At 71.8% G+C, this 22597-nt stretch carries 22 protein-coding genes; 12 read left to right on the top strand and 10 right to left on the bottom strand.

Annotated features, from left to right (window positions below; genetic code table 11):
- Window position 1: 1 nt before the first annotated feature.
- Together glp and galU are read right to left on the bottom strand one after the other, a co-directional pair.
- Complete coding sequence (gene glp, locus B7P34_RS14095) at window positions 2–1279, bottom strand: molybdotransferase-like divisome protein Glp (protein WP_223267840.1); 1278 nt, start codon at window positions 1277–1279, stop codon at window positions 2–4.
- A gap of 76 nt (window positions 1280–1355) precedes the next feature.
- Complete coding sequence (gene galU / locus B7P34_RS14090; protein ID WP_106676405.1) at window positions 1356–2258, bottom strand: UTP--glucose-1-phosphate uridylyltransferase GalU; 903 nt, start codon at window positions 2256–2258, stop codon at window positions 1356–1358.
- Window positions 2259–2309: 51 nt separating this feature from the next.
- Here galU and B7P34_RS14085 point away from each other — a divergent pair, with 51 nt between their 5' ends.
- Window positions 2310–2933: a 5-formyltetrahydrofolate cyclo-ligase gene (locus tag B7P34_RS14085; RefSeq protein ID WP_106676403.1), complete on the top strand. Its 624-nt coding sequence runs from the start codon at window positions 2310–2312 to the stop codon at window positions 2931–2933.
- Between the two features lie 140 nt (window positions 2934–3073).
- Here the strand turns inward: B7P34_RS14085 and B7P34_RS14080 are convergent, their stop codons facing one another.
- A complete protein-coding gene (locus tag B7P34_RS14080; RefSeq protein WP_106676401.1) occupies window positions 3074–5950 on the bottom strand; it encodes a penicillin acylase family protein in 2877 nt (958 codons plus the stop codon).
- A 258-nt stretch (window positions 5951–6208) separates the two neighbouring features.
- On the opposite strand from B7P34_RS14080, the gene B7P34_RS14075 reads away from it, so the two are divergent.
- The 5 genes from B7P34_RS14075 to mscL all read left to right on the top strand — a co-directional run bounded on the left by B7P34_RS14075 (window position 6209) and on the right by mscL (window position 11225).
- Entirely contained in the window at window positions 6209–7789 is a 1581-nt protein-coding gene (locus B7P34_RS14075; RefSeq protein ID WP_106676399.1) for a potassium/proton antiporter, read from the top strand.
- Between the two features lie 214 nt (window positions 7790–8003).
- Window positions 8004–9275, top strand: a complete 1272-nt coding sequence (locus tag B7P34_RS14070) for an MFS transporter (RefSeq protein ID WP_106676398.1) — start codon at window positions 8004–8006, stop codon at window positions 9273–9275.
- Window positions 9276–9341: 66 nt separating this feature from the next.
- Entirely contained in the window at window positions 9342–9653 is a 312-nt protein-coding gene (locus B7P34_RS14065; RefSeq protein WP_106676396.1) for an FmdB family zinc ribbon protein, read from the top strand.
- A 154-nt stretch (window positions 9654–9807) separates the two neighbouring features.
- Window positions 9808–10659, top strand: a complete 852-nt coding sequence (locus B7P34_RS14060) for an S-methyl-5'-thioadenosine phosphorylase (RefSeq protein WP_189382768.1) — start codon at window positions 9808–9810, stop codon at window positions 10657–10659.
- A 92-nt stretch (window positions 10660–10751) separates the two neighbouring features.
- Window positions 10752–11225 (top strand): large conductance mechanosensitive channel protein MscL, encoded by a 474-nt coding sequence (mscL, locus tag B7P34_RS14055; protein WP_106676394.1) that lies wholly within the window; start codon window positions 10752–10754, stop codon window positions 11223–11225.
- 68 nt (window positions 11226–11293) lie between these two features.
- On the opposite strand, the gene B7P34_RS14050 is transcribed toward mscL, so the two are convergent.
- Window positions 11294–11497, bottom strand: coding sequence for a hypothetical protein (locus B7P34_RS14050; protein WP_106676392.1), 204 nt, complete (start codon window positions 11495–11497; stop codon window positions 11294–11296).
- A gap of 170 nt (window positions 11498–11667) precedes the next feature.
- On the opposite strand from B7P34_RS14050, the gene B7P34_RS14045 reads away from it, so the two are divergent.
- Window positions 11668–12867: a low temperature requirement protein A gene (locus tag B7P34_RS14045; protein WP_106676391.1), complete on the top strand. Its 1200-nt coding sequence runs from the start codon at window positions 11668–11670 to the stop codon at window positions 12865–12867.
- A 13-nt stretch (window positions 12868–12880) separates the two neighbouring features.
- On the top strand, window positions 12881–13975 hold the full coding sequence (locus B7P34_RS14040) for a P1 family peptidase (RefSeq protein WP_189382766.1): 1095 nt from the start codon (window positions 12881–12883) through the stop codon (window positions 13973–13975).
- Window positions 13976–14176: 201 nt separating this feature from the next.
- Here B7P34_RS14040 and B7P34_RS14035 read toward each other — a convergent pair whose 3' ends face one another.
- The 6 genes from B7P34_RS14035 to B7P34_RS14010 form a co-directional block, all read right to left on the bottom strand.
- The gene (locus B7P34_RS14035; RefSeq protein ID WP_223267837.1) at window positions 14177–14938 is read right to left on the bottom strand and encodes a VIT1/CCC1 transporter family protein; all 762 of its coding nucleotides are present in this window, start codon (window positions 14936–14938) and stop codon (window positions 14177–14179) included.
- Window positions 14939–14966: 28 nt separating this feature from the next.
- Window positions 14967–15752 (bottom strand): class I SAM-dependent DNA methyltransferase, encoded by a 786-nt coding sequence (locus B7P34_RS14030; protein WP_106676384.1) that lies wholly within the window; start codon window positions 15750–15752, stop codon window positions 14967–14969.
- A gap of 182 nt (window positions 15753–15934) precedes the next feature.
- Window positions 15935–16903 carry an ABC transporter permease subunit gene (locus B7P34_RS14025; RefSeq protein WP_106676382.1) on the bottom strand — a complete coding sequence of 323 codons (969 nt, stop codon included), beginning with the start codon at window positions 16901–16903 and terminating at the stop codon, window positions 15935–15937.
- Window positions 16900–17805 (bottom strand): ATP-binding cassette domain-containing protein, encoded by a 906-nt coding sequence (locus B7P34_RS14020; protein ID WP_223267836.1) that lies wholly within the window; start codon window positions 17803–17805, stop codon window positions 16900–16902. Before B7P34_RS14020 ends, B7P34_RS14025 begins: the two co-directional genes overlap by 4 nt.
- A complete protein-coding gene (locus B7P34_RS14015; protein WP_106676380.1) occupies window positions 17802–18260 on the bottom strand; it encodes a GntR family transcriptional regulator in 459 nt (152 codons plus the stop codon). The genes B7P34_RS14020 and B7P34_RS14015 overlap by 4 nt, the downstream gene beginning before the upstream one ends.
- 82 nt (window positions 18261–18342) lie before the next feature.
- A complete protein-coding gene (locus tag B7P34_RS14010; protein WP_106676378.1) occupies window positions 18343–19251 on the bottom strand; it encodes a hypothetical protein in 909 nt (302 codons plus the stop codon).
- 381 nt (window positions 19252–19632) lie between these two features.
- Between B7P34_RS14010 and B7P34_RS14005 the strand changes: the two genes are divergently transcribed.
- The 4 genes from B7P34_RS14005 (at window position 19633) to B7P34_RS13990 (ending at window position 22560) form a co-directional block, all read left to right on the top strand.
- Complete coding sequence (locus B7P34_RS14005; RefSeq protein ID WP_146166814.1) at window positions 19633–20169, top strand: DUF6879 family protein; 537 nt, start codon at window positions 19633–19635, stop codon at window positions 20167–20169.
- On the top strand, window positions 20166–21011 hold the full coding sequence (locus B7P34_RS14000; RefSeq protein WP_106676374.1) for a helix-turn-helix domain-containing protein: 846 nt from the start codon (window positions 20166–20168) through the stop codon (window positions 21009–21011). Before B7P34_RS14005 ends, B7P34_RS14000 begins: the two co-directional genes overlap by 4 nt.
- A gap of 86 nt (window positions 21012–21097) precedes the next feature.
- Window positions 21098–21397 carry a hypothetical protein gene (locus tag B7P34_RS13995; protein WP_106676372.1) on the top strand — a complete coding sequence of 100 codons (300 nt, stop codon included), beginning with the start codon at window positions 21098–21100 and terminating at the stop codon, window positions 21395–21397.
- Window positions 21394–22560, top strand: coding sequence for a methyltransferase domain-containing protein (locus B7P34_RS13990; protein WP_106676371.1), 1167 nt, complete (start codon window positions 21394–21396; stop codon window positions 22558–22560). Before B7P34_RS13995 ends, B7P34_RS13990 begins: the two co-directional genes overlap by 4 nt.
- Window positions 22561–22597 lie beyond the last annotated feature (37 nt).

Here is a 22597-nt window from a genome sequence, read left to right as displayed (position 1 = left end):
CTCAGCCCAGCGGGATGACGTCGACCTCCGCGCCCGCCTCCAGCGCCGTGACCGCCTCGGGGACGACGACGAGCGCATTGGCCTGCGCGAGGGCCTTCACCAGGTGCGAGCCCGCGCCGCCCACGAGCGAGACCGTGCCGTCGCCCGCCTCGTACCGCGCGCGCAGGAACTGGCGGCGGCCCTCCGGCGACGACGTGACGGCATCGGTGCACACGGCGCGCACGGTGGTGCGGTCGACGGGGTCGAGCCCCATGAGCGCCCGCAGAGCCGGGCGGACGAAGAGCTCGAAGGAGACGTAGCAGCTGACGGGGTTGCCGGGAAGGGCGAAGAGCGGGATCCGGTCGGGGCCGATCCGGCCGAAACCCTGCGGCTTGCCGGGCTGCATCGCCAGCCGCCGGAAGGCGACGCTGCCCTCCTCGCCGGCGAGCCCGGACAGCGTCTCCTTGACCACGTCGTACGCGCCGACGCTGACACCGCCGCTGGTGACGACGGCGTCGGCGCGGATCAGCTGGTCCTCCAAGGTGGCGCGCAGGGTCGCGGCGTCGTCGTCGACGGCGCCGACGCGGTACGCGATGGCCCCGGCGTCCCGCGCGCAGGCGGAGAGGACGAAGCTGTTGGAGTCGTGGATCCGGCCGGGCGCCAGCTCCTCGCCGGGCTGGACGAGCTCGCTGCCGGTCGACATGACGACCACGCGCGGACGCGGCCGCACCAGGACCGTGGCGCGCCCGATGGCCGCGAGCAGCCCGATCTGGGCCGGGCCGAGGACGGTCCCGGCGGCGAGGGCGAGCTCGCCCGTACAGGCGTCGCTGCCGCGGGCCCGGACGTGGGCGCGGGCGGCGACGGGGCGGTGGATGCGGACCTCCCCGCCGGAGCGCTCGGGGACCGCGCTGTGGGCCGCCATGGCGTCGGCCGGGCCGGCGCCCGTGCCGCCGTCCGTCCACTCGACGGGGACGACGGCCTCGGCTCCGGGCGGCAGCGGGGCGCCCGTCATGATCCGGGCGGCCTCGCCGGGGCCGACCGTGGGCGGCGTGCCGCTGCCCGCGGCGACGTCGCCGACGACGGTGAGGACCGCCGGGAACTCCTCCGTGGCGCCCTCGACGTCGGCCGTGCGGACCGCGTAGCCGTCCATGGAGCTGTTGTCGAAGGGCGGGAGGGCGGCCGGGACGGTGACGTCCTCGACCAGGACGCACCCCTGGGCCTCGGGCAGCTGCAGCTCGATCGGCTCCAGGGGGCGGACCTTCGCCAGGATGTCGGCGAGGTGCTCGTCCACCGTCCACAGGCGGCCCGGGTCGTCCCGCCCGTCCGTCGGGGCGGGAACGGAGCCGGTGGCCGTGTCGGCGGTGCTGCTCAAGGGGCTACATCTCCTCGGTCACATAGCGACGGAGCCAGGCGCGGAAGTCCGGACCAAGATCTTCGCGCTCGCAGGCCAGTCTGACAATGGCCCGCAGGTAGTCGCCGCGGTCACCGGTGTCGTAGCGGCGGCCCTTGAAGATCACGCCGTGCACGGGCCCGCCCAGGCCCGGCTCGGCGGCGAGCGCCTGCAGGGCGTCGGTGAGCTGGATCTCGCCGCCGCGGCCGGGCGGCGTCTCGCGCAGCACATCGAAGACCGCCGGGTCGAGGACGTACCGGCCGATCACCGCGTAGCTGCTGGGCGCCTCCGACGGATCGGGCTTCTCCACCAGGCCCGTGACCTGCACCACACCCTCGGCGTCGGTCGGCTTCACGGCGGCGCAGCCGTACATCCCGATCTGCTCGCGCTCGACCTCCATGAGGGCGATCACGCTGCCGCCGTGCTTGCGCTGGATCGCGACCATGTGGGACAGCAGCGGGTCCCGGATGTCGATCAGGTCGTCGCCGAGGAGGACGGCGAAGGGCTCGTTCCCCACGTGCGGGGCGGCGCACAGGACCGCGTGCCCCAGGCCCCGCGGGTCGCCCTGGCGCACGTAGTGCATGGTCGCCAGGTCGCTCGACTCCTGCACGCGTGCCAGCCGCGACTCGTCGCCCTTGCGGCGCAGCGCCTCTTCCAGCTCGTAGTTGCGGTCGAAGTGGTCCTCGAGCGGACGCTTGTTACGCCCAGTGATCATGAGGACGTCCGAGAGCCCGGCGAGGACGGCCTCCTCCACCACGTACTGGATCGCCGGCTTGTCCACGACAGGCAGCATTTCCTTGGGCGTGGCCTTGGTGGCAGGCAGAAATCGGGTGCCGAGACCGGCTGCAGGGATGACAGCCTTGCTGATCCGAGGACGCGAGTGAGTCATGGGCCGAACACTATCCGTTGAGATTGTGCGGAGGATGAGGCTCCACCGAGTATGCCCCCAGGCAAGGAGTTTGTACGCACAGTGATCAAGTACGACGGTACGAAGGCGGAGTTGCGGCGGGGTCTCCTGGCGGTGAGGTCCGCTTTGACCACGGATGACGTGGCCGCGGCGGGTGAGGCGCTGGCCCGCCGCGCGCTGGAGCTCCCGGAGCTCGCGGAGGCGGGGGCGGTGGCGGCCTACGTGTCTGTGGGGCGTGAGCCGGGCACGCGCGCGCTCCTGGAGGCGCTCCGCCGGCGGGGGGTACGGGTGCTGCTCCCCGTCCTCCTGGAGGACAACGATCTCGACTGGGCGGCGTACGAGGGCCCGGACCGTCTCGCACGGGCCGGGCGGGGGCTTCTGGAGCCGGACGGCCTCCGGCTCGGGCCGGAGGCCGTGACGGCCGCGGACGCGGTGCTGCTCCCCGGGCTCGCGGTGGACGCACGCGGGATGCGGCTCGGCCGCGGCGGGGGTTCTTACGATCGCGTGCTGGCCCGTCTGGACCGGGCCGGGGCGACTCCGTCGCTGGTGGTGCTGCTGTACGACAGCGAGGTGATCGCCGAAGTGCCGGCGGAGGGGCACGACCGTCCCGTGGACGCGGTGGTCACCCCGGGCGGGGTGCGCCGCTTTTCGCGCTGAACGCGCTCGTCCTCAAACGCCGGACGGGCTGGTTTTGCTGAGGTCTCAGCAAAACCAGCCCGTCCGGGCAGCAAACCCCCGCCGCAGCGGCGCCCAGCCCCCACCGGAGGTGCCCGGCGGTGCCGAACCGGCATCAAGCCTTACGGCTTCAAAGTGAGCTCCGCGTCCGTCGCCTTCTTCACCGCATCCGCGGAGAACGCCCACGGCAAGAGCTCGCCCTTGGCCCACTTGTCCGTCTGGTCGTAGTAGTGCGCGTTGTACGCGTGACCGGACGCGCCGGTGAGGTTGATCCAGCGGGACTTGTCGAGGTCGGCGAGGTTGACGACCATCCGCATCGACGGGACCCAGATCACGTCGTAGCCGCCGGCCGCGTTCCAGCCCGCCGCGTTGACCGCGGCCTCGCCGCCGGCCAGGTTCCACGGGCCGCGGTTGAGCATCCACTGGACGATGCCGGGGCCGTCCTTGCCGAGGGTCTGGTTCTTCAGGTTGAGCTGGTGGAGGCGGCCCCAGCTCCAGGAGTTGACGTCCTTGCCGAGCTTGGAGGTCAGCTCCCAGCGGGCGTCCTTCATGGCCTGGGCGAGCAGCTCGTCGCGGTTGGCGGCGCCGCCGCGGCCGCCGGTCTTCCACCACTCGTCGCCGGGCTTGTCGAGGATGGAGCGGACGACCTCGAACCAGCGGTCGCCGCCGTCGGGCTGGGCCGAGTCGGGCTCGCGCTCGCCGCACTCGCGGACGAGGCGGGTCTTGCCCTCCAGGTCCTCCTGGGGCCCCGCGTCGTTGGTGGGGTGGACCCGCAGGCACTGGCCCTTGACGCGCAGCTCCTTGGGGAGCTTGTTGCCGAAGGCGAGCTTGAGGGTGTTGCGCCACACGGCGTTGAAGTACGCGGCGGCGGCGGAGTCGGCTTCCTGGTTGTAGTCCCAGCCCTCAAGGAGCTTCTGCGCCTCGCGGACGTACTTCGTCTCGCGCTCGTTGGTGCCCTTGAGGTCGATCTTCAGCAGGTAGGGCGTGAGCAGCTTGGCGATCTCGCTGCTGTTGTCCATCTGCATCTTCTGCATGTCGTCCGTCGAGATCTTGCCGCCGTCCTTGATCTTCGACTGGATCAGGTCGTCGATGCGCTTGCTGCGGGCGCCGTAGCCCCAGTCCCCGGTGAGGGAGTAGGGGTACTTCTTGTCGGTGACGGCCTGGTTGGCGGTGACGATGTAGCCGCGCTTGGGGTTGAGCTCCCAGGGCAGCTCCTGCGGCTTGAGGTAGCCGGTCCACTGGAAGGCGGGGTCCCAGCCGGGGGCGGGCATGCGGCCGTCGCCCTTGCGGACGGGGATGCGGCCGGGGGCCTGGTAGCCGATGTTGCCCTTGGTGTCGGCGTAGATCAGGTTCTGCGAGGGGACGTCGAAGCCGGCCGCAGCCTTGCGGAAGGACGCGAAGTCGGTGGCGCGGTTGAGGTCCATCAGGGCGTCCATCGTGCTGCCGGGCTCCAGCGCGGTCCAGCGCAGGGAGACGGCGTAGCCCTCGGCGCGGTCCGGCGCCGGGTCCTTCACGGGGGCGTCCTGGCCGACCTTGCCGAGCTCGTCGTTGCGGTCGGAGACGACGGGGCCGTTGCGGGTGGAGCGGACGGTGATGGTGCGCTCGTCGCCGCCGGCGACCTTGATGGTCTCCTTGCGGGTGGCGAAGGGGACCTGCTTGTTGTCGTAGAGGTAGCTGCCGGAGGTGACCTTCTCCAGGTAGAGGTCGGAGACGTCCGCGCCCAGGTTGGTCATGCCCCAGGCGATGTCCTGGTTGTGGCCGATGACGACGCCGGGCATGCCGGCGAAGGTGTAGCCGGCGACGTCGAACGGGCAGGACGGGCCGGTCTTGGTGCAGTGCAGGCCCATCTGGTACCAGAGCGAGGGCATCTGCGGGGCGAGGTGCGGGTCGTTGGCGAGCAGCGGCTTGCCGGTCGTCGTGTACTGGCCGGAGACGACCCACGAGTTGGATCCGATGCCGTTGCCGGACTTGCCGAGCAGCGCCGGGATCTTGTCGAGGGTGTTGGACAGCGAGGTCAGGCCGGTGCGCAGGCCGCCGGCCGCGCCGGCGCCGCCGCTGGTGGCCGCGCTGCCGCTGTTCGGGGTGCCGGAGGCGCCGGGGGTGCCGGGGGTGCCGGCGTTGCCCTGGGCGCCCGTGCCGCCCGGCGTGCCCGTGCGGGCGTTGCCGGTGCGCCCGGTCCCGCCGCTCTCACCGGTGGAGCCCGGTGCCGCCGGGGTGGCCTTCGGGTCGAACTCCTTCGTCGCCGGGTCGATGGCCCCGCCCTCGACGATCGGCTTGTTCCGGTCGTACGGGTACGCCGGGTACAGCTGCTCGATCTGCTGGGGGCTCAGCCGCGTGGAGGCGAGGGAGCGGTCGATCTCTTCCTGCACGTTGCCGCGCAGGTCCCAGGCCATGGCCTTGAGCCAGGCGACCGAGTCGACCGGGGTCCACTTCTCGGGCTTGTAGTCGTTCTTGAACTCCAGGGCCGCGTATTCGACGGACAGCGACTTGCCCTGATGGTCCTTGAGGTAGGCGTTGACTCCGTCGGAGTAGGCCTGGAGGTACTTCTTGGTGGCGGCCGACAGCTTGGTGTCGTACTCCTCCTGCGCGACCTTCCGCCAGCCCATGGTGCGGATGAACGCGTCGGTCTCGACCTGGCCCTCGCCGAACATCTCGGACAGGCGGCCCGCCGTCAGGTGGCGCCGGACGTCCATCTCCCAGAACCGGTCCTGCGCCTGGACGAAGCCCTGGGCGCGGAAGAGGTCCTCGGCGCTGTTCGCGTAGATCTGCGGAACGCCGTGGTCGTCGCGCGCGACCTTCACCTCTCCGCCGAGACCCTTGAGCTGGAGGGTCCCGCTGGTCTCCGGGAAGGAGGCACGCACGGTGCTCACGCTCCAGTACGCACCGAAGCCGATGCCCGCGACGAGCAGCAGCACCACGGTGATCACGAGCAGGCGGGCGCGGCGCCCCTTCTTTTTCTTGCCGGACTTGCCGGAAGGGCCGGTCTTGTTGGCGGGCATCGCTGTCCTTAGAGGGGCAGGGTGGTCCTGGAGTGCTGGAAGCAACCATAGGCGCAGGGCGCCGGACGACCGGACGCGGATGCCGGACCGTGCAGTGACATGGGTCCCTCTCGCGCCCTCCCGGAACCCTCGCCCGCCCGCGAGGCGTTAAGAACCCGTAAAATATTAGATGAGGAAATGAAGTTCCGATGGGCCGGAGGAACGTTCCGGCCCTGTTCGTGGCAAAGCACTCCTGTGCACTCGTGAAGGGACCGGCCCCTGACTGTCCACCACCTCAACGAACTCCTGCTGATCTGCTCCCTCGTGCTGCTCGTCGCGGTGGCGGCGGTGCGCATCTCTTCGCGCAGCGGGCTCCCGAGCCTGCTCATCTACCTCGGCATAGGGGTCGCCATCGGCCAGGACGGCATCGGCGTCTCCTTCAACGACGTGGGCCTGACCCAGGTCATCGGCTACGCCGCCCTGGTCGTCATCCTCGCCGAGGGCGGACTCGGCACGAAGTGGCACGAAATCAAACCCGCGCTGCCCGCGGCGGCCGTGCTGTCCACCTTCGGCGTCGCGGTGAGCGTGGGCCTGACCGCCGCCGCCGCGCACTACCTGGCGGGCGTCGAATGGCGGCAGGCCCTGATCATCGGTGCGGTGGTGTCCTCGACGGACGCGGCGGCCGTCTTCTCCGTCCTGCGCAACGTTCCCCTGCCGGCCCGGCTCACCGGCGTCCTGGAGGCCGAGTCCGGCTTCAACGACGCCCCCGTCGTCATCCTCGTCGTCGCCTTCTCGGCGGCCGGGCCCGTCGAGCACTGGTACCTGCTCCTGGGGAAGATCGCCCTGGAGCTGGCGATCGGCGCCGCCATCGGCATCGCCATCGGCTTCCTCGGCTCGTACACGCTGCGGCGCGTGGCCCTGCCCGCCTCCGGCCTCTATCCCATCGCCGTGATGGCCATCGCCACCGCCGCCTACGCGGGCGGCGCCCTCGCGCACGGCTCCGGCTTCCTCGCCGTCTACCTCGCGGCGCTGATCCTCGGCAACGCCAAGCTGCCGCACTGGCCGGCCACGCGCGGCTTCGCCGAGGGGCTCGGCTGGATCGCCCAGATCGGCATGTTCGTCCTGCTGGGCCTGCTGGTCACGCCGCACGAGCTGGGCGACGACATCCTGCCCGCGCTGGTCGTGGGGCTGGTCCTGACGATGGTCGCGCGGCCGGTGTCCGTCTTCCTCAGCACGGCGCCCTTCCGTACGCCCTGGCAGGAGAAGGCGCTGCTGTCGTGGGCCGGGCTGCGCGGCGCCGTGCCGATCGTCCTCGCCACCATCCCGATGGTGGCCGGGGTGGAGGACAGCCGCACGATCTTCAACATCGTCTTCGTGCTGGTGATCGTCTACACCCTGGTCCAGGGGCCGACGCTGCCCTGGCTGGCCCGGCACCTGCGGCTGGGCGAGAACGAGCCGCCGGAGGACCTCGGCATCGAGTCCGCGCCGCTGGAGCGGCTGCGCGGCCACCTGCTGTCGGTCTCCATCCCGGAGGGCTCGCGGATGCACGGCGTGGAGGTCTCGGAGCTGCGGCTGCCCGCCGGGGCGGCGGTCACGCTGGTCGTACGGGAGGGCAAGAGCTTCGTGCCCGGGCCCTCGACGGTGCTGCGGCTGGGCGACGAGTTGCTGGTGGTGGCCACGGACCCGGTGCGCGACGCGACCGAGAAGCGGCTGCGGGCGGTCGGCGAGGGCGGCAAGCTCGCGGGCTGGCTGGGGACGGGCGGGGAGCGCGCGGAGCCCTCCGCGGGGCCCTCCGCCGGGGCCTCTGTGACGAAGGCCATAGGCATATCCAAGGGGCCCCGTATGATAAAGAGGAAGTAATCATTCACTCCCGCTCCCAGCGGGAGATTTCCCTAGCTACACACCGAACCAACTCTGCCTGATGCAGGGCTGGCGCGACCGCACGGCGGCCGCGGTCGCACGAGGCGGCCGGAAGGCATCTACCACGGTCCTGCGCGAGAGGACAGCTCTCGGCGCGCTCCGTGGCGGCATCCCGTCCGGTGGCGCGCTACCAGGCGGCGGAAAGGCCTGGGCCGTGGCATCCACGGTCAACGAACGGCCCGGATACGGGCAGCTGCTGCGCACCCCCGGCGCGTGGACGTTCCTGCTGCCGGGCTTCCTGGCCCGGCAGCCGTTCGCAATGCTGACCATCGGCATCCTGCTGCTGGTCAACGACACCACCGGCTCCTACCAGACCGCGGGCACCGTCTCGGCGACCGCGGGCGTGGCGATGGCCCTGTTCGCGCCGCAGAGCGGCAAGCTCGCGGACCGCTTCGGCCAGGCCGCGGTGCTGATCCCCGGCGTCGTCGTGCACGCGGCGGCGATCTCGCTGCTGACGGTGCTCGCGCTGTCGGACGCGCCCCTGTGGGCGCTGCTGGCGGCGGCCGCGCCGGCCGGTGCCTCGACCCCGCAGATCGGCCCCATGGTGCGGGCCCGCTGGGCGAACAAGCTCGACGGCTCGCCCCTGATGTCCACCGCGGCGGCCTTCGAGTCCGTCACCGACGAGTTCACGTTCGTGATCGGCCCGGTGCTGGCCACGGCGCTGTGCACCGGCGTCCACCCGGCCGCCGGCCTGGTCGCGGAGGCCGTGCTGACGCTGGCCGGCGGTCTGCTGTTCGCCTCGCAGCGGCGCACGCAGCCGCAGGCGAGCCGCGCGGCGGCCGGTGCGGCCGAGGCCGGCAAGCGCGTCTCGGCGCTGTCCGTGCCGGGCGTGCGGGTGCTGGCGATCGTCATGCTGGGCATCGGCACCGTCTTCGGCGGCATGCAGGTGTCGATGACCGCCTTCACCAAGGAGATGGGCGAGCCGGGCCTGAACGGCCTGATGTACGGCGCCTTCGCGGCCGGAAACATGATCGCGGGCATAGCCTGCGGCGTCATCGCCTGGAAGACGAGCCCGCAGCGCCGCCTGCTGCTGGCCTACCCGCTGCTGGTGCTGGCCACGACCCCGCTGTGGGCCGCGCACCACATGGTGCTGCTGGGCGCCCTGGGCATGCTGGTGGGTCTGTGCATCGCGCCGTCGCTGATCACCGGCTACACGCTGGTGGAGAAGCTGGTCCCGGCGGGCGCCCGCACCGAGGCGTTCACCTGGCTCACCGGCGCCGTCGGCCTCGGCCAGGCGGCCGGCGCGACCGTGGGCGGCAGCCTGATCGACGCCCACGGCGCGAGCACCGGTTTCCTGGTGCCGCTGGGCGGCACGGCCGTCGCACTGGTGGTCCTGCTGGCGCTGCGGAAGGCCCTGACTCCGCGCTCCGAGTCGGTCGTCGCGGCACGTGGGGTCGGTCACCGTGAGGCCGTTCCGGTGGACTGAGAGACCGGAATACTGCAGTATGGAGCGTCGTTAGCACTCAACGAGTGAGAGTGCCAGGAGGAGCAAGTGCCGACTTACCAGTACCAGTGCACCGAGTGCGGCGAGGGCCTCGAGGCGGTGCAGAAGTTCACCGATGACGCCCTGACCGAGTGCCCCGCCTGCCAGGGGCGCCTGAAGAAGGTCTTCTCCGCGGTCGGCATCGTCTTCAAGGGCTCCGGCTTCTACCGGAACGACAGCCGCGGCTCGTCGTCCAGCAGCTCGCCCGCCGCGAAGTCGTCCTCGTCGTCGTCCAGCACCACGACCACGACTCCGGCCGCGAAGAGCAGCGAGTCGAAGCCGTCGTCGGCGCCCGCCGCCACCGGCACCTCGGCCGCCTAGGTCGCCCAGCCGCCCAGGCCGTCACCGCGCTTTCGCCCACAGGGCCCTTCACCTCCCGCGGATCCCTTGCGGATCCCGCACGGATCCCGCTCGGATCCCGTACGGAGGTGAAGGGCCCTGTGGCGTACCGCCGCCCGCCGTTAGGGTGACGTCCATGGTCGAAATGCACAGCGCGCGGGCGGACATAGGCGTCATCGGCGGGTCGGGCTTCTACTCCTTCCTGGAGGACGTGACCGAGGTCACGGTGATGACCCCGTACGGGTCGCCGAGCGACTCCGTCTTCGTCGGCGAGCTCGCCGGGCGGCGGGTCGCCTTCCTCCCCCGCCACGGCCGCGGCCACCACCTGCCGCCCCACCGCATCAACTACCGGGCCAACCTGTGGGCCCTGCGCTCGCTGGGCGTGCGCCAGGTCCTCGCCCCGTGCGCGGTCGGCGGGCTGCAGCCGCACTACGGGCCGGGCACGCTCGTCGTGCCGGACCAGCTCGTGGACCGCACGAAGGCGCGGGCGCAGTCCTACTTCGACGGCGAGATGCTGCCCGACGGCCGGGTGCCCAACGTCGTCCACACCAGCTTCGCCGACCCCTACTGCCCCACCGGCCGCGCCGTGGCGGTCGCGGTGGCGCGCGGCAAGGGCTGGGAGCCGGTGGTGGACGGCGGCACGATGGTCGTCATCGAGGGGCCGCGCTTCTCGACGCGCGCCGAGTCCCGCTGGCACGCCGCCCAGGGCTGGTCGGTCGTCGGCATGACCGGGCACCCCGAGGCCGTCCTCGCCCGCGAGCTGGAGCTCTGCTACACCTCGATGGCGCTGGTCACGGACCTGGACGCGGGCGCCGAGTCCGGCGAGGGCGTCTCGCACGACGAGGTCATGCGGGTCTTCGGGGAGAACGTGGGCCGGCTGCGCGAGGTGCTCTTCGCGGCCGTGACCGCCCTGCCGGAGACCAAGGAGCGCAACTGCTTGTGCGCGGACGTGCACAAGGGGTGGGACCTGGGTATCGAACTGCCCTGACGGCCGCTGGGGTCCGCCGGCCGGATATGGAATCCTTCATTCCGGAATATCCGGACCATCCGGGCGGAATCAGTGACAGAAGGGCTTGAGCAGTGACGACGAAGACCGGGGTCCTCGGAGGCTTCAAAGCATTCCTCATGCGGGGCAACGTCATAGACCTCGCCGTCGCCGTCGTCATCGGCGCCGCGTTCACGAACATCGTGAACGCGGTGGTCAAGGGCGTGATCAACCCGGTCGTGGGCGCCTTCGGCACGAAGGACCTCGACCACTACGCGGTCTGCATCAAGGGCCCCTGCGCCGTGAACGCCAAGACCGGCGAGGTCACCCAGGGCGTCTCGCTCCAGTGGGGCTCCGTGCTCAGCGCCTCGCTGACCTTCCTCATCACGGCCGCGGTCGTCTACTTCCTGATGCTGCTGCCGATGAAGCGCTGGCAGGAGCGGCAGGCGGCGCGGCAGCCGGCCGCCCCCGCCAGGGAGACCGAGCTGGAGCTGCTCGCCCAGATCCGCGACGCGCTCGTGGAGCAGCGGCGCGAGCCGGGCTCGGAGACGGTGCCGGCGCCCCGGTAGACCCGGTAGCCCCTGTAGAGGTGCCGGCGCTCCGATAGAGGTGCCGGCGCCCCGGTGGGCCTGCGGGCTCAGATGTGGTGCGGCGGCTTCTCGTCCAGGAAGCGGGCGAGATCCGCGGCGGAACCGCCGGAGGCGGGACGGTCGCCCCAGCCGCGGTCGGTGTCGTCCGAGGACTGCTGCGACAGCGGGTCGTCGAAGATCAGGGCGGCGGCTGCGGGGTTACGCGGCCGCGGGGCGGGCTGCGCAGCGGTCTCGGGGGCGGTGTCACTCATACGCCCAGGGTAAGCGGCGCACTTTTCTTCCGCCGCAACGGCGAGGAACCACGACGGCGGAGACCGGTGGTGCCGGACCGGGCGCGGCCCCGTAGGCGCGCTCCCGCCGCGCGAGCCCGTACGCACGGCTCCGCCGCGCGAGCGAACCCGTACGCGGTGAGAATCGCCGTATGAGCGAGGACGCCCCCCACGGCGGGCCGCCGCCCCCGTCCGTAGTACGCCGCATGACGGGCCGCGGACGCGAGGAGCCGCACCGGACGGCCACGCCGCTGGAGCTCTTCTTCGACCTGTGCTTCGTCGTGGCGGTGGCCGTCGCGGGCCGCGAGCTGGTGCACGCGCTCGCCGAGGGGCACGCGGCGCACGGCGTGCCCGGCTATCTGATGGTGTTCTTCGCCATCTGGCTGGCGTGGCTGAACTTCACGTGGTTCGCGTCCGCGTACGACACGGACGACGTCCTCTACCGCGTGGTGACGCTGATCCAGATCACCGGCGTGCTGATCCTGTCGGCGGGCATTCCGCGCGCCTTCGACCACAGCGACTTCTCGGTGGTGTGGTTCGGCTATCTGGTGATGCGGCTGGCGCTGGTGTCGCAGTGGCTGCGGGCCGCGCACTCCACGCGGGGCGCGGAGCGGCGGACGGCGCTGACGTACGCGGCCGGGGTCTCGCTGTGCCAGGTGGGCTGGCTGGGCGTGCTGTTCCTGCCGGACCGGGCCAAGCCGTGGGTGTTCCTGGTGATGGCCTGCGCGGAGCTGGCCGTGCCGCTGTTCGCCGAGCGGAACTGGCAGACGGCCTGGCACCCGCACCACATCGCCGAGCGGTACGGGCTGTTCACCATCATCGTGCTGGGCGAGACGGTCTCGGCGGCCACGGTGGCCGTGCAGTCGGCGCTGGAGGAGAGCGAGGAGCTGGGCGAGCTGCTGCCGATGGCGGCCGGCGGCCTGCTGCTGATCTTCGCCGCGTTCTGGATCTACTTCGCCGTCCCCATCCACCAGCACCTGGCCTCCAACCGGCAGTCGTTCCTGTGGGGCTACGGGCACTACTTCGTGTTCGCGTCGGCGGCGGCGATCGGCGCCGGCATCGAGGTGGCGGTCGAGCAGGCCGTCGGCAAGGCGCACGTCTCCACGTTCGCGGCGGCGGGCGCGGTGACGGTTCCCGGGGCGCTGTTCATGTTCCTGGTCTGGCTGTTCCACTCACGCCACTACAAGCGGGGCCCCGCCCAGCAGTTGGTGCTGCCGGTGTCCGCGCTGGCCATTCTGGCCTGCACGTTCGCGGGTGGCAGCGCGGTGTTGCTGACGGGGCTGGTGGCGTCGGCGACCGTGGGGACGGGAGTCTGGTTGTCCACAAGGAACCCGCGGCCCGCGGAGGCGTGATACGCATGGCTGCATGACGAACGCACCCGCCCCCGGGGCCATGGACGCGCTCACCGACGTCGCCGGCATCCGCGTGGGCCACGCCCGGCACCGCGGCGAGCGCGCGCTCACCGGCACCACGGTCGTCCTCACCGCGGAAGGCGGCGCCGTCGCCGCCGTCGACGTCCGCGGCGGCGGCCCCGGCACCCGCGAGACCGACGCCCTCGACCCGCGCAACCTCGTCCAGCGCGTCGAGGCGGTCGTCCTCTCCGGCGGCAGCGCCTACGGGCTGGACGCCGCGTCCGGCGTCATGGCCTGGCTGGAGGACGGCGGCCGCGGCTTCCGGGTCGGCCCGGACCCGTCCCAGGTCGTCCCGGTCGTCCCCGCCGCCGCCCTCTTCGACCTCGGCCGCGGCGGCGACTGGCGGGCCCGCCCGGACGCCGCCCTGGGCCGCGAGGCCGCCGAAGCCGCGGCCCGCGAGGACGTGGGCGCGCCCGTCCCCCAGGGCAACGTCGGCGCCGGCACGGGCGCGGTGGCCGGCGGCATGAAGGGCGGGGTCGGCACGGCCAGCGCGGTGCTGCCCTCGGGCACGACCGTCGCGGCGCTCGCCGTCCTCAACGCGGCGGGCTCGGCGGTCGATCCGGCGACGGGCGTCCTCTACGGGCAGCTGTACGAGGGAGCGGTCGAATACCCCGCCGCGGCCCGGCACGCGGCCGCGCAACAGCGGCTGGCCGCGGCCCGGGAGGAGTCCGCGAAGCGCTCCGCGGCGTCCGTCCGGCCGCCGCTCAACACCACCCTCGTGGTCGTGGCCACCGACGCCGAACTGACCCGCGCCCAGGCCCGGAAACTCGCCGGCACGGCCCACGACGGCCTGGCCCGCGCGGTCCGCCCGGTCCACCTGCTCAACGACGGCGACACCGTCTTCGCCCTGTCCACGGGAGACCGCCCGCTGCTGTCCGAAGACGTCTTCGGCGACACGGCCACGCTGCTGGCGGCGGGCGCCCTGAACGAAATCCTGGCGGCCGGGGCGGACGCAGTGACGCGCGCGGTGGTCAAGGCGGCCCTGGCAGCGGAATCGGTGGAGGGGCCGGGAGGGGTGTTCCCGTCGTATAGGGAGTTGTACGGGTAACCGACGTACGGGCTTGCCGAAATCCGCGGAGGTGACGCGCCCCGATAAGGGGCACGGGGAACTGCGCGAGCAACCACGGACAACCCGCAGCCAAAAAGCCGCGCACACCCGGCACCGCCCCGATAAAGGGGCGCGGGGAACTGCGCGACAAGCCCCGTACGCCCCGCACCCGTAATAACCACGCCCCCGCGGAGCGGCCCGTCACACCCCGGCCGCACCCAGCAGCGACCCCGCCGCATACGTAACGGCCATAGCCAACGCCCCGCCGGCCGCATTGCGGAGCACCGCCCGCCCCGCCGGCGCGTCCCCCATCCGCGCACTCCCCCACCCGCACAGCACGAGCGCGGCGAGCACCGCCACCACCGTGACCGCCAGCCGCAGGTGCGCCGGCGGAAGCACGATGGCGTGCAGCGGCAGCAGCGATCCGGCCGTGAAGGCGAGGAAGCTCGCCCCGGCGGCCTGCCAGGCACTGGTGAGCTCGTCGGGATCGATCCCGAGCTCGACCTCGGCGTGAGCGCGCAGAGCATCGTGCTCCGTGAGCTGTTCGGCGACTTCGCGGGCGAGCTCGCGCGTGAGGCCCTTGCCTTCGAGGAGCCCGGTGAGCTCGTCGAGCTCGGCTTGGGGCGCGACGGCGAGTTCGGTGCGTTCCAGGGCGAGGGCGGCCCGTTCGGAGTCGCGCTGGGTGCTCACCGACACGTACTCGCCGGCGGCCATGGACATGGATCCGGCGAGCAGTCCGGCGAGCCCGGCGGTCAGCAGCGTGCCGCGGGAGTCGGTGGCGCCGGCGACGCCGACGACGAGGCCGGCCGTGGAGACCACGCCGTCGTTGGCGCCGAGGACGGCGGCCCGCAGCCGGTTGAGGCGGTTGCCGAGGGGGCCCTCGTGGGGCTCCTGGTGGGGTTCCTGGTGCGGTTCCCCGTGAGGGTCCTGGCGGGCGGGCACGGCGGGGGTCTCATCACTCACGTGGCGAGGTTCCCACCGTTCCCCCGCATCACTCCGGCAGACTCACCCGGATCTTCGACTGGCCGTGCGGCCGCTTCTCCCAGTCGTCCATGAAGCGGGCGCGCAGCCCGTGCTTCTCGGCGAGGGCGACGAGCGTGCCGGTGCGGTAGTAGAAGTCCTCGCGGAGCACCTGGTGCTCGGTGCCCTCCGTGCGGTCGAACGTGAAGTCGAAGAAGCCGCCCGGTGCGAGGATCCGGCCGACGTGCGCCAGGCACTCCTCGATGACCTCGATGGGCGAGTGCGAGAAGACGCTGTGGGCGTGGACGACGTCGAAGTGGGCGTCGGGGAGGAAGTCGAGGGTGAGGTTCTGGGTGATGGTGAGGTGCGGGAGCTTCTCCTGAAGCCCGTAGGTGGTGAGGGTGTGCTTGGCGGAGATGAGGATGTCGGGCGAGATGTCGATGCCGTAGTAGTGGCCGGCGTCGAGGTAGTCGATGAAGAGCCGGCCGGCCCGGAGGTTGCCGCAGCCGATGTCGAGCATGCGGTGGCGCGGGGCCAGGCCGTGCTCCTTGAGGTAGTCGAACTGCATCTTGCCGAGGGCGAGCCAGCGGTCGTGGGTCTTGCTGCCGACGGCGGCCTCGGGGTTGCGGGCGGTGTCGGAGGCCATGACGGCGCGGTAGTAGTCGACGTGGTCGGGGTGCTTGATGCGCAGCCAGCCGTCGCGGGCGGTGCGCTTGAGGTAGGGGGCGATGCGGGCGGGGTGGGTCACCGCGTAACGGACCTTGTGGGAGAGGTTGCTGCGGTTCTTGAGCAGTGCGGTGGCTTTGCGCGAGGACACGGGCGGGACCTCCGTGGTGAGGGGGTTACGCGGATGAGGGAACGATCGGTCGGGTCAGTGAGCGGGGAGGCCGGCAGCGAGCCGGTAGGCGGCAGCGAGCCGGCAGGCCTGCAGTGAGCCGGGAGGCCGGCCTACGGGAGAGGCCGGTCTACGGGAGAGGCCGGTCTACGGAAGGGGCCGGTCTACGGAAGGGGCCGCCGCTTGAGCACGAAGCAGATGACAGCCACGAGGACGGCGGCGAGGCCGAGGAATATGCCGGTCTCGATCCACTGGAAGGTCCAGAAGTCGCTGCTGGGGAAGACCGTGCGGTAGCGGCCGGTGAAGCCCTTCTGGGCCATGCACGTCTTGAGGTCGGGCAGGCCTTCGCCCCAGGCGCACGCGTCCGGGATCGCGTACTTGCGGCCCGCGGCGTCGAGGAAGCCGAACTCGCCGGTCGACCAGCCGCTGCCGATCTCGCGGCGGGGCGCGTCGCCCTGGCTGACCCACAGCTGGGGCGAGATCCAGTCGGAGCGGAAGGCGTTGAGCGCGAACCGGACGGCCACGACGGCGCCGAGCACGGCGGCCATGGCGGGCAGGGTGCGCCGGATCAGCAGGCCGGCGGCCGTGCCGGCGGCGAGGCCGAAGAGGGCGCAGGCCACGGCGGCGGGGCCGGTGGCGTTGAAGATGTAGCCGTCGTGCCAGTAGAGGCCGTTGAGCATGTTCGAGACGGGCGACCACCACCAGGCGACGAGCGCGGCGAGGACGGCCGAGCCGATCACGGTGCAGGCGGTGGCGAGGGCGAAGCGGGTCGTGAACCAGCGGCCGATGCCGACGCCCTGGGTGAGCGCGAGCTTCCACGTACCGCTTTCAAGTTCGCGGCCGAGCAGGGGCGCGCCCCAGAAGATGCCGATGATGACGGGCAGGGCGGTGCTGAGCGAGCCGAGGGCGCGGAGGGGGCCGTTGTTGTCGTCCAGCAGCTTGAGGACGGCCTCGCTCTCGCAGCCGCCGTCCCAGCCCTTGCAGCCGGCGGTGTCGATGTGGTGGCTGCTGATGAAGTCGGTCATGTCCATGCGCATGACGACGACCCAGGCCGTGACGGCGAGGAGGACGGCGGCGCCGGTCAGGATCAGGGCGCGCTGCTGGCGCCAGGCGAGCCAGAGGGTTCCCTTCATGCGGCGGCCCCGGCGGCCTCGGCGGGCTGGTCGGAACGCAGGTAGGCGAGCAAGAGATCTTCCAGGGAGGGGTTCTCGACGATCCACGGTTCGGCCGGGGACCAGTCGCTGTGACGGAGGAGGGCGTGCACCTGCCGCCCGGTGACGGCGGCTTCGACGACGGTGGCGCGGTCGACGTCCGGAGGCAGTCCGTCGTCCGTGGCCGGGTCGGCGAGCCCGGTGACCCGGACGTGCGTGTCGCAGAGCCGCTGGGTGTCGCCGTCGAGGCGTACGGCGCCCTGCTTGAGCAGCAGGACGTGGTCGCAGGCGTTCTCCAGTTCGGACAGCACGTGGGAGGACATGACGACGGTGGTGCCGCGGTCGGCGACCTCGGCCATGACCAGGCCCATGGCCTCGATGCGGACGAGCGGGTCGAGGTCGGCGAGCGGTTCGTCCAGGAGCAGCAGGTCGGGGCGCTTGCCGAAGGCGAGGGCGAGGGCGACGCGGGTGGCCTGGCCCGGGGAGAGGGCGCCGACGCGGGCGTCGAGGGGGATGTTCCCGGCGCGCACGATGCGCTCGGCGGAGGCGTGGTCCCAGTCGCCGTTGAGCTCGCGCCCGAAGCGGAGGGTCTCGTCCACGGTGAAGCGGGGGTAGAGCGGCTTGTCCTGGGCGAGGAACGCGGTGCGGTCGCGGGCGGCCTGGCTGCCCGGCTCGGCGCCGAAGACGCGCAGGTCGCCGGAGGTGGGCCGGAGGAGGCCGGTGGCCAGGTGGAACAGCGTGCTCTTGCCCGCGCCGTTCGGGCCGACGAGGGCGGTGATCCGGCCGGCGGGGAGGGCGAAGTCGCAGTCGCGCAGGGCCCAGCCACCGCGGAACCTCCGTCCCAGGCGGGTCGCCCGCAGGGCGGTGGTGGGGTCGTCGGTCACGTGTCTTCCTCCTGCGTGTGCGTGTGCTCGGGCTTCTGCTTCTGGGCCGGGATGAAGGGCGGTGGTGGATCGGGCAGCGGAAAGGCGTCGTCGAGGACGGAGGCGGCGAGGGCCGCGACGTCCTCCCGCTCCAGCCCGGCCGCGCGGGCCCGGCCGACCCAGGCGGCGGCCTCGGCCCGCAGCGGCGAGTCCGCGGCGGCGGCCGGCTGCGCCAGGGACCGCCGTACGAACGTGCCCTGCCCCGGCCGCGGCTCGACCAGCCCCTCGCGCTCCAGCTCCCGGTAGGCGCGGAGCACGGTGTTCGGGTTCACGGCGATGGCCTCGACCACCTCTTTGGCCGTCGGCAACCGGTCCCCCGGCTCCAGCACGCCCAGCCGGAGCGCCTGTCTGACCTGGTGAGCGAGCTGCAGATAGGTGGCCACACCGCTGCGCCGGTCGATCCGGAACGCGATCATTCGGCACCCTCGTTTCACTAACGTGTTAGTGGAATGATGCGGAGGGGGTACGACAATCGTCAAATCAGGATCAGGAGGAGGATCAGGAGGAGGACGGGGGCACGGTGGCCCGCGAGGCGGCCCGGACCAGCCGCCGGATGCCGTCGGCACGATCCCGGACGACCGCCGGATCAGGCCACTGATCAGCGCGGCTCTCGCCCCGGCAGTCACGACAGAGCCCGCCGGGCAGCGCTTCGGGGCGGCCGGGGGTACGGCAGACGGTGCATTCGAGGATGCGGAGGGGGCGGAGGGGACGGCGCGGGGACGGTTCAGGCGCCCGTTCGGGCGGCATCTTGTCCACGAGCCGCCGCCGGGCGAGCGCCCCGGCACTGTGCACTTCCGGCGGCAGGCCGCCGGTGAGCGCCCGTACGACCTCCTCGTCGTCGGCGCCGAGATCCAGCCATTCCTGGACGAGCCCTTCGAGGGCCTGGCACTCGGCCGCGGAGAGCGTCATCCGGGGGTCAATGCGGCCGACACCGGCGAGCAGGAGATAGGCCCGCGACCGGCCCTGCCGGGGCGGCCGGGCAGCGGGCCGCCCCTCAACGGGCTGCGGCGCAACGCCGCTGGTCAGGACGGCCTCCCACCAGGCGTCGTCCCGGGCGGTACGGGAAAAATACGTGCGCGTGACCCAGTGCTGACTCCCGCTGTCACCTTTGATCCACTCCGTCACCCGCCGCAGATGCCCGGCCTCCGAAAGCCGCCGCAGAGCGGTCCGGCAGGCGGCCTGCCCGTAGTCGGCGAGGTGCGCCGCGAGGGTCTTCGCATCCATCGCGGCCCCATCGGGAAGCCGGTCGATGAAGGCGGCGATGGACGCTTCGCGGGGCCGGAGATGAGCGAAGTCGCCGCGGCGGCGGGGGGCTTGATCGGGTGCGGTGCGCTTGCCGTAGCCGGGGGCGGCGGAGGGGTGAGGGTGCGGGGAGCGCGGGGCAGCGCTAAGGTCGGCGTCAGCCACAGGATCGACTCCTAGACGATCTGGTGGTCAAACCCCGGCAGGTGTTCCCGCACCTGACCGGGGTTGTTTGTTGCTGCGAACGCTAGAGCGCGGCGACGGGCCGTCGCAACCCGATCACCAAAAGTGAACCCGCCGTGGTATAGGCGGGGTTGGGAGGGAGGGTGGGTTGAACCAACCCCCCATTCCTCAGAAAAAGCGCTCGCCCCCCGACCCCCGCAGCCCGGAGCTCAAGCACGAACACCCGGCCGCATTCGGCGACCTACCGTGTTTCTCGATCGCCTCGCTACGTTGCGCATCACGTCGGGGCACGACCCGACACGAACGAGAGGTGACCGCCATGGCTCGCAGGCTCTGGATGATCGGCACGAACTCGTGGAGCACGTGCCCGTACTCATCGGATTCGACGAGTTCGACGGCATGTTCGAAACGTTCGAGCACACGGCATGGCGTCTGGAGACCCGGCGCGCCTACCGGTCCGACGAGGAGACGGAGACCTACCAGCGGTTCACGCAGGGCCGGGACGCCGAGTACGACCTCAACGACCCGTGGTGCGCATCCCGTCGCGAACAGGCGGCGCTCGGCAAGCGGTTCGAACGCGTACGGATCGTGGACAACCCGCCCACGCCCGGCCAGCTCTACCTCCTCGACGGAGCACGGCGGAACGCAGCCGTCGGGGAAGACATCCGTAATCTCTGGCGCAGCGACGCAGAGCGGCTTCGGCTGCCCTCCGAGGACTTCTGGCTCTTCGACTCGCGGGTAGTGGCACTCCTGCACTTCGACGACGCCGACCGCATGACCGGCGTCGAGCTGATCACCGACCCGGTGAAGGTCGTACGGTACTGCCAGGTGCGGGACGCTGCCTGGCACCACGCAATCCCCCATGAAGAGTTCGCGGGTCGGGTAGCTTCCGCTGGGTGACGACCGATTTCCAGCAGGGCCGGATCGCTCTCGGTGCGCGGCTGCGTGAGCTGCGCACCGAGGCAGGGCTCACGGTACGGCAGTTGGCCGCAAGGTGCGGGTGGCCGTACTCCAAGATTTCGAAGCTGGAGAACGGCAAGCAGACGGTCACGCCGGATGATCTGGGTACATGGGCGAGGGAAACGGGTCGCCCGGAAGCCGGGGAGGAACTGAAGGCCCGGCTCCGCGGCCTGGAGACCAGCCAGCGGAGCTGGCGGCGGCAGCTCGCCGCCGGCCACCGCCCGGTCCAGGAGGCTCTGGCCGTCGAATACCAGCGCTCGGCAGTCCTGCGCGCGTGGGAAGCAGCAATGATCGTGGGCGTGCTCCAGACAACGGAGTACGCCCGTCACATTTTCACGGCGTACACCGAACTCCACCAGTCGGTACGGGACATTGATGAGGCCGTGCGCGCCCGCATGAAGCGGCAGGAAACGCTGTACACGCGAGGCAAGCAGTACCACATCGTCATGGGCGAAGCCGCTCTCCACACCCTCGTGTGCCCACCGCAGGTGCTAGCCGGGCAGTTGGACCGCCTCATGGGCATGGCGGCCGGGCTGGACACCGTCTCTCTGGGCATTGTCCCGTTCGGCGCACGGCTGGGGTTGCCGCCTGCCAACGGGTTCTGGATCTACGACCAGCGCCTCGTCATCGTGGAGGACTGGCACGCGGAGTTGTGGCTGGACGACGCGGAGAACGTGACCTTGTACACGCGGGTGTGGGAGACCCTGAAGAAGAGCGCCGTCTACGGCCGACAAGCCCAGCGGCTGATCGCCCGCGCCCGGGCATCCCTGGACCTCGCGTGAGCAACACTGCGACACTCACCGGCGCCTGCGGGAAACATCGAGAAACACCGCGCGACACGCGAAACAACCGCTCCTACGGTCCTGCCATGACCCGATGCAGGCAGTGCCTCAAACTCACCCTCGCCCGCGCGACCGCCGTGCGGGACGGCCGCTGGGGCGACGTCATCGTGCTCTCGGAAGCGAGGGCGCGGCACGAGCAGGAGCACACCGATCAACCGGAGGAGCGCGTGATGAGCGTCCACCCGAGCACCCCGTACGCGCAGGCCGGTGGCCACGGAAAGCCGCAGGACGAAGGCGACGGTCACCCCGGGCAGCCCTGGACCCCGCCCGACGAGCCGACCCCGGACGGCTCGACGCCTCCCGGCGGCGGGACGCACGGCAAATGACCACACCAACCGCACAGGCCGCCGACGTGGACTCCGGCCGGGACGGACTCCGCCGGCTCCTCCTCCGCACGGGCGCCCTCGAACCCGCCTGGGTCGCCGCCTTCGACGCCGTGCGCCGGGCCGACTTCCTGCCCGGCGTGATGTGGCCGCACGACATGGCCACCGGCCGCAGCCGCACGGTCGACAAGGCGCGCGACCCGGACGCGTGGCAGAGGTACGCCGACTCCGACTGCCCCATCGTCACGCAGTGGGACGACGGCGCCCACAACGGACCGGAGCCCGGAAGGTCGTTCAGTTCCTCGTCGTCGATGCCGAGCCTGGTCTTCTCCATGCTCGCGGACCTGGACGTCCGCGAAGGGCAGCGGGTGCTGGAGATCGGGACGGGCACGGGCTGGAACGCGGCACTGCTCGCCCACCGGGCCGGGGCGGGCAACGTCGTCACGGTGGACGTGGACGGTGTCGTAGCGACCGACGCGCGGGCGGCGTTGCAGCGGGCCGGGCTACCGGTCCGCGTCCTGCACCGTGACGGATGCCTGGGCTTCCCCGAACGCGCCCCGTACGACCGGATCATCGCGACCTGCGGTCTGCGGGACATCCCGTTCGAATGGGTCGACCAGACCGTCCCCGGCGGGGTCATCCTCGTCCCCTGGGGCACGTACTACGGCCCGGAGGAGGCCACGGCCCGGCTGGTCGTCGCCGAGGACGGCCGGAGCGCGTCCGGCCCCTTCACCCGCCCCGTGGGCTTCATGCGGATGCGCTCGCAGCGGCTGGTGCGGCGGCAGCACGCGGCGTACGTGCCGCCGGGGGCGATGGACCGCGCCGACACCTCGGTCACGTCGCTGCCCGCGGCCGACCTGGACGGGTTCGTGCCGGGCCTGCTCGTACCGGACGTCACCCGCGTAGCCGACCGCGAACGGGAGGGACGGCGCACCGTCTGGCTCTACGGGCTCTCGGACACGTCATGGGCGGCCGCCGTCTTCCGTGCCGGCCGGAACGAGGCCAAGGTCTACCAGTCCGGACCGCGCCGACTCTGGGACGAGGTGGAGACGGCACACGAGTGGTGGCAGGCCCACGGCCGTCCCGGCTTCGAACGCTTCGGGCTGACCGTCGAGCAGGGAGGACGCACCCGCGTCTGGCTGGACGATCCGAGCTGCGTCTTGTGACAGAGACGTCAATCCGGCCGACGGGTGTTCGGTCGCC

Source organism: Streptosporangium nondiastaticum (genome assembly GCF_003011965.1).
Taxonomy (GTDB): Bacteria; Actinomycetota; Actinomycetes; order Streptomycetales; family Streptomycetaceae; genus Streptomyces; species Streptomyces nondiastaticus.
The sequence above is the reverse complement of the archived record's forward strand: the minus strand, read 5'-3'. Positions and strand labels throughout refer to the sequence as shown.

Bases quoted from the DNA above. Each gene is read 5' to 3' on its own strand.
- B7P34_RS13990 (WP_106676371.1), top strand. From the start codon at position 21,394: ATGACCACACCAACCGCACAGGCCGCCGACGTGGACTCCGGCCGGGAC.
- B7P34_RS14040 (WP_189382766.1), top strand. From the start codon at position 12,881: ATGACGAACGCACCCGCCCCCGGGGCCATGGACGCGCTCACCGACGTC.
- B7P34_RS14060 (WP_189382768.1), top strand. From the start codon at position 9,808: ATGGTCGAAATGCACAGCGCGCGGGCGGACATAGGCGTCATCGGCGGG.
- B7P34_RS14025 (WP_106676382.1), bottom strand. From the start codon at position 16,903: ATGAAGGGAACCCTCTGGCTCGCCTGGCGCCAGCAGCGCGCCCTGATC.
- B7P34_RS14050 (WP_106676392.1), bottom strand. From the start codon at position 11,497: ATGAGTGACACCGCCCCCGAGACCGCTGCGCAGCCCGCCCCGCGGCCG.
- galU (WP_106676405.1), bottom strand. From the start codon at position 2,258: ATGACTCACTCGCGTCCTCGGATCAGCAAGGCTGTCATCCCTGCAGCC.
- B7P34_RS14080 (WP_106676401.1), bottom strand. From the start codon at position 5,950: ATGCCCGCCAACAAGACCGGCCCTTCCGGCAAGTCCGGCAAGAAAAAG.
- B7P34_RS14085 (WP_106676403.1), top strand. From the start codon at position 2,310: ATGCCCCCAGGCAAGGAGTTTGTACGCACAGTGATCAAGTACGACGGT.
- B7P34_RS13995 (WP_106676372.1), top strand. From the start codon at position 21,098: ATGACCCGATGCAGGCAGTGCCTCAAACTCACCCTCGCCCGCGCGACC.
- B7P34_RS14015 (WP_106676380.1), bottom strand. From the start codon at position 18,260: ATGATCGCGTTCCGGATCGACCGGCGCAGCGGTGTGGCCACCTATCTG.
- B7P34_RS14045 (WP_106676391.1), top strand. From the start codon at position 11,668: ATGAGCGAGGACGCCCCCCACGGCGGGCCGCCGCCCCCGTCCGTAGTA.